General features: G+C 63.6%; 13 protein-coding genes. 4 read left to right on the top strand and 9 right to left on the bottom strand.

Going from position 1 to position 12,399, the window contains the following annotated elements; genetic code table 11:
- The 6 genes from EOA38_RS14545 to ssuD all read right to left on the bottom strand — a co-directional run.
- The coding region (locus tag EOA38_RS14545) for a branched-chain amino acid ABC transporter permease (RefSeq protein WP_145965964.1) at positions 1-749 on the bottom strand (749 nt) is incomplete at its 3' end.
- A 2-nt stretch (positions 750-751) separates the two neighbouring features.
- The gene (locus EOA38_RS14540; protein ID WP_189350578.1) at positions 752-1,648 is read right to left on the bottom strand and encodes a branched-chain amino acid ABC transporter permease; all 897 of its coding nucleotides are present in this window, start codon (positions 1,646-1,648) and stop codon (positions 752-754) included.
- Entirely contained in the window at positions 1,648-2,565 is a 918-nt protein-coding gene (locus EOA38_RS14535; protein WP_127299499.1) for an ABC transporter ATP-binding protein, read from the bottom strand. Before EOA38_RS14535 ends, EOA38_RS14540 begins: the two co-directional genes overlap by 1 nt.
- A gap of 114 nt (positions 2,566-2,679) precedes the next feature.
- The gene (sfnG, locus tag EOA38_RS14530) at positions 2,680-3,783 is read right to left on the bottom strand and encodes a dimethylsulfone monooxygenase SfnG (RefSeq protein ID WP_127299498.1); all 1,104 of its coding nucleotides are present in this window, start codon (positions 3,781-3,783) and stop codon (positions 2,680-2,682) included.
- Between the two features lie 163 nt (positions 3,784-3,946).
- Positions 3,947-5,368, bottom strand: a complete 1,422-nt coding sequence (locus EOA38_RS14525) for an FAD/NAD(P)-binding protein (RefSeq protein ID WP_127299497.1) — start codon at positions 5,366-5,368, stop codon at positions 3,947-3,949.
- Complete coding sequence (gene ssuD, locus EOA38_RS14520) at positions 5,365-6,537, bottom strand: FMNH2-dependent alkanesulfonate monooxygenase (protein ID WP_127299496.1); 1,173 nt, start codon at positions 6,535-6,537, stop codon at positions 5,365-5,367. Before ssuD ends, EOA38_RS14525 begins: the two co-directional genes overlap by 4 nt.
- Positions 6,538-7,593: 1,056 nt before the next feature.
- Here ssuD and EOA38_RS14515 point away from each other — a divergent pair.
- The gene (locus EOA38_RS14515; RefSeq protein ID WP_127299495.1) at positions 7,594-7,773 is read left to right on the top strand and encodes a hypothetical protein; all 180 of its coding nucleotides are present in this window, start codon (positions 7,594-7,596) and stop codon (positions 7,771-7,773) included.
- 6 nt (positions 7,774-7,779) lie between these two features.
- Positions 7,780-8,400: an XRE family transcriptional regulator gene (locus EOA38_RS14510; RefSeq protein WP_127299494.1), complete on the top strand. Its 621-nt coding sequence runs from the start codon at positions 7,780-7,782 to the stop codon at positions 8,398-8,400.
- A gap of 57 nt (positions 8,401-8,457) precedes the next feature.
- Here EOA38_RS14510 and EOA38_RS39185 read toward each other — a convergent pair whose 3' ends face one another.
- The 3 genes from EOA38_RS39185 to EOA38_RS14495 form a co-directional block, all read right to left on the bottom strand.
- Positions 8,458-8,820 carry a hypothetical protein gene (locus tag EOA38_RS39185; RefSeq protein ID WP_189434673.1) on the bottom strand — a complete coding sequence of 121 codons (363 nt, stop codon included), beginning with the start codon at positions 8,818-8,820 and terminating at the stop codon, positions 8,458-8,460.
- Positions 8,821-9,150: 330 nt separating this feature from the next.
- On the bottom strand, positions 9,151-10,170 hold the full coding sequence (locus EOA38_RS14500) for an NADP-dependent oxidoreductase (protein ID WP_127299492.1): 1,020 nt from the start codon (positions 10,168-10,170) through the stop codon (positions 9,151-9,153).
- A 9-nt stretch (positions 10,171-10,179) separates the two neighbouring features.
- Positions 10,180-10,407: a hypothetical protein gene (locus tag EOA38_RS14495; protein WP_245480830.1), complete on the bottom strand. Its 228-nt coding sequence runs from the start codon at positions 10,405-10,407 to the stop codon at positions 10,180-10,182.
- Between EOA38_RS14495 and EOA38_RS14490 the strand changes: the two genes are divergently transcribed.
- Positions 10,349-11,659, top strand: a complete 1,311-nt coding sequence (locus EOA38_RS14490; protein WP_127299491.1) for an FAD/NAD(P)-binding protein — start codon at positions 10,349-10,351, stop codon at positions 11,657-11,659. The genes EOA38_RS14495 and EOA38_RS14490 overlap by 59 nt on opposite strands.
- Before the next feature lie 284 nt (positions 11,660-11,943).
- On the top strand, positions 11,944-12,399 hold a 456-nt coding region (locus tag EOA38_RS14485), incomplete at its 3' end, for an ABC transporter substrate-binding protein (protein ID WP_245480831.1).

Genomic DNA, 12,399 nt, shown 5'->3' with positions numbered 1-12,399 from the left:
GTCCTGAGATAGGCGAAGGCCCAGATGACGCCGGCGACGCCGATGATGAAGGACGAGATGGCGAAGGCGAGCAGCTTCGTCTTCAGCACCGGGATGCCGATGATGCGCGCCGCCGTCTCGTTGTCGCGGATGGCGATGAAGTTGCGCCCCGTCTGCGACGAGACCAGCCGGTAGGCAAGGAAGGTCAGGATGACGACGACGGTGAGCGCGAAGAGATAGCGGCCGACCGCGCCCGCGAACTCGAAGCCGGCGATGGAGAGCTTGGGCGCGTCGATGACGCCCGAGGCGGAGTCGTTGGAGAACCAGCTGAACTTGGTCAGTGCCCATTGCACGAAGAACTGCGCGGCGAGGGTCGAGACTGCGAGGTAGAAACCCCGCAGCCGCAGGCTTGGCAGGCCGAAGACGATGCCGATGGCGGCGGCGACAAGGCCGGAGAGGATGATGCTGGCGACGAGCGGCAGCCCTTCGACACGCAGGTTGAAGTTATAGGCCGCGAAAGCGCCTGCCGCCATGAAGGCAGCGCTGCCGAGCGACACCTGGCCGGCATAGCCGGTGAGGATGTTCAAGCCCACGCCGGCCAGGCTGAGCGCCAGGAAGGGCAGCAGGATCGCCTCGAACAGATAGGAGCCGCCGATGAGCGGCACGACCGTGTAGGCGAATGCGACGACGATGAGCGGCGCCAGCCATTTCGGCAGGCCCGCGCCCCTGGACAATTCGGTTGCGGGCAATTCGGTTACGATCGCGCTCATGGTCAGACCCTTTCGACGAGCTTCTGGCCGAACAGGCCCGACGGACGGATGAGCAGGAAGACGAGCGCGACGACATAGGCGAACCAGCTTTCGATGCCGCCGCCGAAATAGTCGCCGATATAGACCTCGGCGAGCTTCTCGCTGGCGCCGATCAAGAGCCCGCCGACGATGGCGCCGAGAATGGAATCGAAGCCGCCGAGGACCAGCACGGGAAGCGCCTTCAGCACCACAAGCGACAGCGAGAACTGGACGCCGAGACGCGCGCCCCACAGCAGGCCGGCCACCAGCGCGACGAGGCCGGCCGCGGCCCACACGCTCGCCCAGATCAGCGGCAGTCTGAGGCCGACGGCGAGTGCCGCGAACTGGTCGTCGGCGACGGCGCGGAAGCTGAGCCCGATACGGGTGTAGCGGAAGAACAGCGACAGCAGCAGCACCATGGCCGCGGCCACCGCGGCGGCGAAGATGTCGAACTGGCTGATCAGCACGCCGCCGACTTCCAGCGGCACGTCCTCGATGCCGAGCTCGAGGCCGTGCACCTGCGTGCCCCAGATGAGCTGGGCGGCGCCCTCGATGATGTAGGAGAGGCCGAGCGTGGCCATGAACAGCGTGATCGGCGGCTTGTTGGTGAGCGGCCTCAGCACTGCGCGCTCGATGCCGATGCCGAGCGCCACCATGATGGCGAAGGTGACGGCAAGCGCCAGCGCGAACGGAACGCCGCGCTCGACCAGGCTGACGAAGGTCAGTGCCGCGAACAGCAGCAGCGCGCCCTGCGCGAAGTTGAGCACTCCGGACGTCTTGTAGATCAGCACGAAGCCGATCGCGACCAGCGAATACATGACGCCTGACAGCAGGCCGCCGGTCAGCACCTCGATAAAGAACTGGTAGTCGAAATCGCCGATCATATGCCCGCCCCCTCTTCATTGTCGGAGGCGAAGCCGAGATAGGCGTCGATGACACGCTGGTCATTCCTGATCTCGTCGGGTGTGCCGTCGGCGATCTTGCGCCCGTAGTCGAGCACGGCGATGCGGTCCGACAGGCCCATGACGACGCCGACATCGTGCTCGATCAGCACAACAGTGGTGGCGAAACGATCGCGCGCGGCGCGCACATAGGCCGCCATCTCGCTCTTTTCGCCGGCGGTCATCCCGGCCATCGGCTCGTCGAGCAAAAGCAGGCGCGGCTCGGCGACCAGCGCGCGGGCAAGCTCGACCCGCTTCTGCAGGCCGTAGGGCAAGGTGCCGGCAAGCCGGTCGCGCACCCCGGTCAGGTGCAGGAATTCGAGTATCTGGTCGGCACGGCCGCGCTGCTCGGCCTGCTCGCGGCGAGAGCGGCCAAGCCCGAGGATCTGGCCGGCGAAGCTGGACCTGGCTTTATAGGCAAGACCAGACGCGACATTGTCGAGGACGTTGAGACCCTTGAACAAAGCGAGGTTCTGAAAGGTGCGGGCGACCCCGAGACGCGCCAGTCGTTGCGTCGGGACCTGGGCATAGCGCGCGCCGTCGAGGAGTACATGTCCGCGATCGGCTCGATAGACGCCGCTGATGACGTTGATGAGCGAGCTCTTGCCGGCGCCGTTCGGTCCGATAATGGCGCGTATCTCGCCCGGGCGGACCGAAAGATCGACATCGGCCAGCGCCACCACGCCGCCGAATGACAGGCCGATGCCGTCCAGCGCAAGCAGCGCCGAGGCTTCGGCGCTGGTCGCCGCCAATTCGTCCTTATGTGCGGGTTGCCCATCTGGCAGCCCGCGGGCCAGGATTTCCGGCGCATAGACCGAAGCTTCGGCCACTCCAAAAGCGTAGTTGGCGATCGGCATTTCCGCACTTCCTCGGCGTTTCGCGGCGCGCGAAGCCCCGTTGCCGCCCGAAAGGCTCGGGCGCGCAGGGCAATCTCGATTTTGCGGCCGGCTTTTCCGGCCACTGACGGTTGATTATTCGGCGGCGAGAACCGTTTCGGCCTGCCTTGCTTCCAGCTCGCGCACGAGCGGGATGACGTGCTTGCCGAAATACTCGACCTCTTCCTGGAAATGCAGGAAGCCGAGCAGGATCAGATCGGCGCCGGCACGCTTGAGGTCGACGATGCGCTCGGCCACCTGATGTGGCGTGCCGATCAGGTTCGACCGGAAGCCGTCATTGTATTGCACCAGGTCGTCGAAGGACGACTTCGCCCAGTTGCCCTCGCCTTCCGGCGAAGCCTTGCCGGCATTCTTGACCTCATGGCCGAAGGCATTGACCGCCTCCGGGTTGGCCTTGGCGATGATCTCGGCAAGCACGGCCTTAGCCTCTTCTTCCGTCTCGCGCACGATGGCGAAGGCGTTGACGCCGACCTTGACCGAATGGTTGTTGGCCGTGGCCTTGGCCTGGATATCGTCGACCTGCTTGGCGATTTCGGCCGGCGTGTTGCCGTTGGTGAAGTACCAGTCCGAAACGCGCGAAGCCATGTCGCGCGCGGCGCGTGACGAGCCGCCCTGGAAGATCTCCGGCAGCGGCTTCAGCGGCTTCGGCTTCAGGGAATATTGGTTGAAGCGATAGAAATCGCCACGGAAGGTAAAGCTGTCCTCGGTCCAGATACCGCGCAGCGCGCGGATGAATTCCTCGGAGCGGCGATAGCGCTCGTCATGGTCGAGCCAATGCTCGCCGATGGCGTGGAACTCACCGCGGAACCAGCCTGAGACGAGGTTGATGGCGACGCGACCATCGGTCAAGTAGCTGATCGTGGCGAGCTGCTTTGCCGCCAGCGCCGGATTCCACGGCCCGGGCAGGATCGCGGCGATCACCTTCAGCGTCTTGGTGGCGGCGAGGAGGTCGTGGCTGAACGACACTGACTCATGCTGCTCGTCGGCGCCATAGCCGGCGGTGAAGCGTATCTGGCTCAGCGCATAGTCGAAACCGGCCTGCTCGGCGATCTGCGCCAGCTTGCGGTTGTACTCGGCCGAATGATTGGTCCGCTGCTCGATGTTGGAGATGACCAGCCCGCCCGAGACGTTCGGCACCCAATAGGCGAATTTGACTGCGTCGCGATCGTTCTGCGGCATGGATATCTCCCGGTTTGGCCTGTCCCAACGATTGATCCGGCCGTGGCCGGAACCTGTGATCAATTATTAGTCTACTGCTTATATATACAAAGTAGGATTTTCCGTTTTCGCGGACGCACCCGAACGGAAATACCAATTCGCGTGCCCCATTCGCGGCGGATTTTCAGCGTCCGGTGGCGATCGATGGCAGGGCGCCGAGCCGGCTTTTGATCTCAGAGGCGACCACCTGCGCGTGACGCGCCACTTCCGGCAGCCCCATCAACTCTCCAAAAGTGCCGCGCGCGAGCGGACCGGCGACGAACAGCCCCTCAAGCGGCGCGCCGTCCGGGCCGACGGCACGGCTGTTGAGGTCTGTTTCTATGCCGAGTCCATGACGGTCGACCCGGATCAACCCGGCATCGGCAAGCGAACGCAACGCCGGGTTGACCTGCAGCACCTTGCCATGCGCGGGCCCCGTGGTGTTGATCACCGCGTCGAATCGCAGCGTTTCGATCTGCCTCTGGCCGCGCCGCCGTAGGCTTACGGCCAGGCGATCACCATCGTGGCTCGAGGCCACCAGACTGGCCGCAATGTTCTCGAACGTTCCCTCGGTGCGGCGGCGATCGAGCACGCTCGCGACCTGCGGCGCGATCCTGAAGCGATGCACGTCCCAGAAAACGCGCAGCCGGCGCACCAGCCGCGTGCGCTCGTCCGAGCCGAGCGCAGACCACACCACCGGCCCTTGCTGCCGAAGCTGATCGAAGACCGACTGCCAGTTGACGCCGGCGGCCTCGGCCGCCGCCAATGTCGAACGAACGCGTTCGAGCAATGCAAGCGCGGTGCTGGCCGGCGCCGAGACGAAATCGCCGAACGCTTCGCCGCGAACATCCGGATGTCCGCGCGAGCGCAGCCCATGCCGAGACACGGCCAGGATGCGGCCGCGATGGCCGCGGCGGTCGAGCTCGGCGACGGTGTCGGCCGAGGTCAGGCCCGAGCCGACGATCAGCACCGGCGCTTCGGGAGCGACCGAACCAAGCGCATCCCGGACATACACATCCGCAATGAAGCCGCTCCTATTGGCGATCGGCTTCAGGACGGTAGGAACATCGGGCGACGGGTGCGTCATGGCGAGAACGACCACGTCGGCTGAGATCGGCTGATCTGAGGTGAAAACAGTCCAGCCGCCGTCGCTGCTGCGCCTCACCTCCCGGGCGTCGTCACGTAGGTGGCGGACCGTTCCGGTCTCGACAAACGGCGCCAACTGTTCGGTGACATAGCGGCCGAAGACCCGACGCCTCGGAAAGGTGTCGCCGTTGCGCCAGACCGAGTCCGGATCGCGCCCGGCTTCCCCGTCGCGGGCGAGCCAGCGCAGGAAATGCTCGGGCTCGTCCGGGACCAGGCTCATCCTGGCCGCGGGCACGTTGACGCGGTGCGAGGGCTCCTCGCTGGAATAGGCAAGCCCGCCGCCGAGGAGCGGGCGTGGCTCGACCACCGTGATCAAGTGACGTGCCGGCTGCCTGGCCAGGTGCCAGGCAACGGCCGCGCCCGAGAAGCCGCCACCGAGGATGACGACATGGCTCCGCGGCTGGGGCGGCAGCGCGTTCACGAGGCGCTGGCGAGCGATTTCGGACGATGGTCGCCGGCGATGGTCTCGCCGAACGGCCCGGTGTTGACGGAGGAACCCGCGACCTTGACCGGGTGATCGGTCGGCAAATGCGGCAGCACCAGCTCGCCGAAGCGATAGGCTTCTTCAAGATGCGGGTAGCCCGAGAGGATGAAGGTATCGATGCCAAGACGCCGGTATTCGTCGATGCGCTCGGCAATCGTGGCTGGATCCCCGACCAGCGCCGTGCCGGCCCCGCCACGCACCAGGCCGACGCCGGCCCACAGATCCGGCGCGATCTCGAGCTTCGAGCGGTCGCCGCCATGCAGCGCGCTCATGCGCGCCTGGCCGACCGAGTCCATGCGCGCAAAAACCTTCTGCGCCGAGGCGATGGTCGCATCGTCGAGCCGGCTGATCAGCCTGTCGGCCGCCGCCCAGGCTTCCTCGGTGGTTTCGCGGGCGATGACGTGCAGGCGGATGCCGAAGGAGAGCTTGCGGCCCGCCTTTTCGGCAAGCTCGCGCACGCCGTCGAGCTTGCGCTCGACGTCGGCCGGCGGTTCGCCCCAGGTCAGGTATTTGTCGATCTCCTGCGCCGCCACCGTCGATCCGGCATCGGACGAGCCGCCGAAATAGAGCGGCGGACAAGGTGTCTGCACCGGCGGGAACAGCAGGCGGCCATCCTTGATGCGGAAATGCTTGCCATGATGCTCGACCGTCTCGCCTCTCAGCAGGCGCTTGTAGACCTGCAGGAACTCCTGCGTCACCTCATAGCGCTCGGCATGTGACAGGAAGATGCCGTCGCCCTTGTTCTCCAGCGGGTCGCCGCCGGTGACCACATTGATCAGCAGCCGGCCGTTGGAGATGCGGTCGAGCGTCGCCGTCATGCGCGCGGCAAGCGTCGGCGATTGCAGGCCCGGCCGCACCGCGACGAGGAAGCGCAGCCGTTTCGTCAGCGGCGCCAGCGCCGAGGCGACGACCCAGGAATCCTCGCAGGAGCGGCCGGTGGGCAACAGCACACCATAGTAGCCGAGCGTATCGGCCGCTTGCGCCACCTGGGTCAGATAGTCGAGATCGACCGCCCTGCCACCTTCGGAGGTGCCGAGATAGCGGCTGTCGCCATGTGTCGGCAGGAACCACAGAACCTTGATGCGATCGGGGATTTCAGCAGCCATGTCCGTCCTGCTCAATGAGGCAAATGAGTTTTTGACAGGCGGCGCCAATGGCCCCACCGGCGATTCATCAAGCATAAGTCTAGTTCATCTGTAGAGATTATGTTTTCTATTTCGTGGCCAGAGGGTGGAATTTCCTTATCGAACGACACCTGGTTTCATGCGGGGCGGCCCGCAGTCGCGTATCAGAGTTGAGCGTCATCGCGCCAAAGTCTGCTTCCGGGCGAGGATGATGCCAGCCCGTACGTCTGAGATGCGCAAAGCTGCCATTCCGCAGAAGCCAAAAGGAATGGGCGAGCGGCTGGATCGGCTTCTTGAATCGAGTTCGGCGAACTGCCTCGTAACTCATTGACGAATAATGATTATGTTAGTCGCTGAGAGTCATCGTTTTCGACAGGAAAACAATACGTTAGCGGATGGTTCGCCAATCCGTTTCCTCGTATTCTCTCGTATGGTCTGGCGAAGCTAAAGACACTGAACGAGGCGACCTTTAGCTCGGAGACCTATTTAACGCTTCCGTCTCGATCGCACCGCAGCCTCGCGGAATGACCAAGGTGGGGCCGGAAGTTGACTGTCCGCTTTCAGGGTGAAAATCGAATAAGCAGGCATTCGCCGCGAGGAACCAGCGTCACAGCCGCGCGATGCCGATAAACAAGCTCCACCTGTGTACCCCTCCCTCTAAGCTCGAGCCTCGCGTTCTGCCTCCTGTTATCTACCAGATCACCATGGCAGCTTATATTGCGAGGCCAGTTGCGGTCGCGTTTGCGGGGTCGACGACCTCTTCCTCCATTGATCGAATAAATACTGGTTGTCACGGACGGGACAAACGCGAGACCGGCTCACCGATTGTCGGCTTGGAGGCAGCATCGAGTATTCCGCAAATGTCTGGATGCAATCGTCAGCCATGCCGTAACCATGGCGCACTTGCGTGCTCGCCCTTCCGCCAAACATGGCAAGCACGTTTATCTGACCGCCTAAAATTAGAATTGCGCGGCATGTCATCTGCCTCAGCTTCGGCTAGCTTCAATGGGCAAAGGCAACATCACGGTGAAGACAACAATGTCCGCGCGGTCCGCCAACGTCATCAGCCTGGACGACTATCGCGTCGCCCGAAATTCGCAGAGATCGACGCAACTGGCCGACGGTCCGCTGATGATGCCTGGCATGATGGCGATGGCTTGGGTGCCGGTCTGGTTCATGCCCGTCTATGCGGTCGGCCCCTCGCCCAAAGCGAATTGACATTTCGTGGCGGACACTCTGTCGAGCGCTATCGAAACCGCCGGAAGCGGTGATACTGCGGATGAGCTTCCTCACATTCTCGGACGAAATCTGCGCCGGCTGAGGATCCGCCAGGGGCACTCTCTCGAACGTCTGGCGAAGCTCTCGAGCGTCAGCAGAGCTATGCTCAGCCAGATCGAGACCGGCAGAAGCGCCCCAAGCATCAGCTTGCTCTGGAAAATCGCCACGGCGCTTGGCGTGCCGTTCGCGACGCTGCTCGACAGCCAGAAAGTTCAAGGCACGGTAGTGCTGCGTCGCGAGCACGCGAAGATCCTGACCTCGTCGGATGGCAAATTCACCTCGCGGGCCCTGTTTCCCTTCGACGGCGAGCGCAAGGTCGAATTTTACGAGCTTCGCTTCGCCCCGGGCCACACCGAGAACGCCGAGGCGCACGCTCCCGGAACGATCGAAAATCTCATCCTCATTAAGGGTCGTTTGGAGATTCGAGCGGGGCTGGCCGCTTCCGATGTGCTTGCTGAGGGCGACGGGATTCTGTTCGAGGCCGATGTGCCGCACAGCTACCGGAATCTCACCGACAGTGAGGCGATCGCCTATCTCGTCATGACCTACGTCGAGGCTATCGGCTAGTCACAACGAAAAAGGGCCGGCAAGCCGACCCCCTTTCCAAATTCAGCAGCGATGCGCTCAGGCCATCTGGCCCATCATCATCATGCCGCCGCACATCATCATCATGGGCATGCCGGCGCCGTTCATGGCCATCATGCGCTTGCAGCACTCCATGAACATGTCCTTGGAGGCGTCATCCATCGGCATCATTTCGCAGACCATGCCGTTGGCCGTCATCTTGCAGCTCATCTTGCACATCATGGCGGGCATCATGCCCTGCATCGGCATACCACCCATCATCGGGTTCATGCCCATCATCGGCATCATGCCCATCATCATGGGGTTCATGGGCATGCCGCCCATCATCATCGGCATCATGCCATTCATCATCATCGGCATGTTCATCATCGGCATCGGCTGCATCTGCATCGCGGGATTCATGATCTGCTCCGGTTGTTGAAGACGTCCCGCCCGTCGCAGGTCGTCGATGGCGGACCTCTAACCTCCGGATTCCGGCGCAGGCAACGACAGATTATGGATACGCTGCGCTTTCCTCCGCTGCAGCGGAGGAAATGTCAGCGACAGCGGAAAAATGCCCCCCGCGCGCCGTCCGTCATGCTCTGCAACGCGGATAAATGAGTATCCATTGCTCTGAACAGCCCTCGTTCCGGTGCGATTTTTTTGCGCAATGGGATCACGGAAGAAATTGCCGAATCGCCGAAGGCGCTCCGCGCTCGACCCTCTCCAGGGTCCATGCGCCTCCCGACGACGTCAGCGCGAGACGCGCACGATCAGCTTGCCGAAATTGCGCCCCTGCAGGAGGCCGAGAAATGCATCCGGCGCATTGTGCAGCCCATCGACGATGTCTTCCCTGTAACGGACCTTTCTGGACGCGATCCAGCCGGCCATCGCCTCGTAGAAGGCCGGACGCTGTTCCACGAACTCGCGCTGGATGAAGCCCCTGATGGTGAGGCTGCGGCGCAACACGTCGCGCATGACCCCTGGCAGCCGATCCACGCCGGAAGCCGGCAACTCATTGTACTGCGCGATCAGCCCGCAGACCGGCACGCGGGCAAACTCGTTGAGCAGCGGAAACACGGCGTCCCAGACATGGCCGCCGACATTCTCGAAATAGACGTCGATGCCGTTCGGACAGGCGGCCTTCAACTGCGCCTCGAAATCCTTCGCACGGTGATCGACGACCGCGTCGAAGCCAAGCTCGTCGCGCACGAACGCGCATTTGTCGGGACCGCCTGCGATACCGACCGCCCGAGCGCCCTTGATGCGCGCGATCTGGCCGACGACCGAGCCGACCGCGCCGCGTGCGGCCGCCACCACGACGGTCTCACCCGGCTTCGGTCGACCAATGGTGAGCAAGCCGGCATAGGCCGTGAAGCCGGGCATGCCGAGAACGCCGAGAGCAGTGGTGATGGGGGCTGCCTCCGGATCGAGCTTACGCAGCCCGGTGCCGTCGGAAATCGCAAAGCTCTGCCATCCCGAATGTGACAGAACGACATCGCCGTCGGCAAAGCCATCGAGGCGGGACCGCACGACGCGGGCGACCGTGCCGCCCTCCATGACGCCATCGATCTCGACCGGCTTGGCATAGGACTTCGCCGCGTCCATGCGCCCGCGCATATAGGGATCGAGCGAGAGATAAAGGATCTGCAGCAGCAGTTCCCCGTCGGCGGGTTCCGGCAGGCCGACCGTTTCGACCCTGAAGTCACTCGGTTTCGGCAGCCCCTGCGGCCTCGCCGCAAGCACGACGCGCGTGTTCGCCCCGATCGGCATCGGCATCTCCTATGGCGTGGATGTACCGCGCAGATATCGCTCCAGCCAAAGACAGTAGCGGGAACCGCCGAAGCACAAGACGAAATAGATCACCGCGGCGAGCAGATAGGCTTCGTTGTAGAAGCCCAGCCATTGAGGGGCGGAGGCGGATGATTTTGCCGCATTGAGCAGATCGAAGATGCCGATCACGGCAAGCAGTGACGTTGCCAGCAGGAAGCCGATCGCCAGGTTGACCATGCCGGGGATGACCAGACGGACGAGGCCTCGCCTATTCGACCGACCTTCCGGACCACCTCCTAAACGTCCGCGCTTCGAACATGAGCGCCTTCGCGGACAAGCCCGACATTTCGTGCAATGGCTGGAGACAAGAAGCATTCCGGTCGACGATCCGGCGACCTATTTCGCTGCGCGCCGCCTCTATGGCGAGTATCTGGAGCATCTACTGAAGGAGCCTCGGGAGGATAGCGGTTCACGGCTGCACGTGATCGACGAGGAATGTGTCGAACTGGTGCAGCACGACGGATATGTAGAGCTGCGCCTGGCGAACGGATCGAGCATCGTGGCCGAACGATGCGTGTTGGCGACCGGGCACGACCGAAGCGCCGGTCGCGGCCAGTCGTTGCTCGCACAGGTCGATGCGGGCCGGACCGCCCTGCCCGAGCGGACGGATCGAGTCCTCGTGATCGGCACCAGCCTCAGCATGGTCGACACGTGCCTCTCGCTGCTGCTTCGCGGGCCTGCCGGCGAGATTGTCGCTGTCTCGCGCCGCGGATTGCTGCCGGCTGTGCACCGCAAGAACCAGCCTATCGTGTTGCAACGATCCGAGGTTCCGCTCGGCTGCGGACCTGCGCATTTCGTGACTTGGTTCCGCCAGCTCGTCCGCGCGGCCGAAGCACGCGGCGGCGACTGGCGCGACGTCGTCGATGGATTGCGGCCACACAACCAATCGATCTGGCAGAGCTGGTCGATTACCCAAAGGCGCAGGTTCTTCCGCCACCTGAAGGCCTGGTGGGATATCCACCGGCACCGCATGGCACCTCAGGTGAGCGAGCGCCTGTCGGAAGCAATTGGGAGGGGACAATTGCGGGTGATTGCGGGCCGGGTGCGCGATGTGACACCCGTCGAGGGCGGCTTCTCGGTGCGACTGCATTGCCGAGACGGCCAACGCACTGAGGAGATTCGGGCTGGGCAGATCTATGACTGCGCCGGCCTTGTCGCGGATCCGGACAAGAGCACGAACCCCCTGATCCGATCCCTTCTCGCCGGCGGCATGGCGCGGGCGGATGCGCTTCGTATCGGCCTCGCCGTCGCGACCGACGGCGCACTGATCAACCGGAATGGAAGGCGCAACGACTTGTTGTACGCGGTTGGCCCCCTCACCCGCGGGACCTTCCTCGAAATCGAGGCGATTCCGGACATCCGTGTCCAATGCCAGCGCCTCGCGGGCGCCCTGCTTGCGAGACAAGCGTCGGGGTTGCCGCGGGTGTGACCGATTGAGGCCAAATTGCCCGAGCTGTAACGGCCGGGCCTTCCGGAGCGGCGTCTCCTTAAAGGCAATCTGTTTCTGATTTCGTCTATCAAATTAGTAGAATTTTCTTTGAGGGGACTTCCCTGCCCCGGTACGCTCTTTGAACCGGGCAGCTTTTCCGACGGCGCATCCTGGATCGCCGCACTGCGCGACGCCGTTCGTGCCCATAGATTTCAAGAGTTCGACCGAACCTCCGGGAGAAGGAGTCCGATTTGATGAAAGCGTTCCTACAGTATCTCGCAAAGATGACGCTCGCCGGCGGCATCGCCTTGGGTATTGCAGCGGCGGCAGCCCACGCCGAGGACAAGGTCGTCCGGATTGGCTTCCAGAAATACGGGACGCTCATTCTGCTGAAGACGAAGGGGCTGCTCGAGGAGAAGCTCAAGCCGCAGGGATACACAGTCGAATGGACCGAGTTCCCGGCCGGGCCGCAGCTGCTCGAGGCGCTTAACGTCGGCTCCATCGACTTCGGCACGACTGGCGAGGCGCCGCCGATCTTCGCGCAGGCGGCTGGCGCGCCACTGGTCTATGTCGGCTATGAGCCTCCGGCACCGGAAGCCGAGGCGATCCTGGTCCCCAAGGACAGCCCGCTCAAGACGGTGGCCGATCTGAAGGGCAAGAAGGTCGCACTGAACAAGGGCTCCAATGTCCACTACCTGCTGGTCAAGGCCCTCGAGAAGGCGGGACTTGCCTACACCGAC

Origin of the sequence: Mesorhizobium sp. M1E.F.Ca.ET.041.01.1.1 (assembly GCF_003997355.1) — a bacterium.
In the GTDB taxonomy this organism is placed as follows: Bacteria; Pseudomonadota; Alphaproteobacteria; order Rhizobiales; family Rhizobiaceae; genus Mesorhizobium.
The sequence above is the reverse complement of the archived record's forward strand: the minus strand, read 5'-3'. Positions and strand labels throughout refer to the sequence as shown.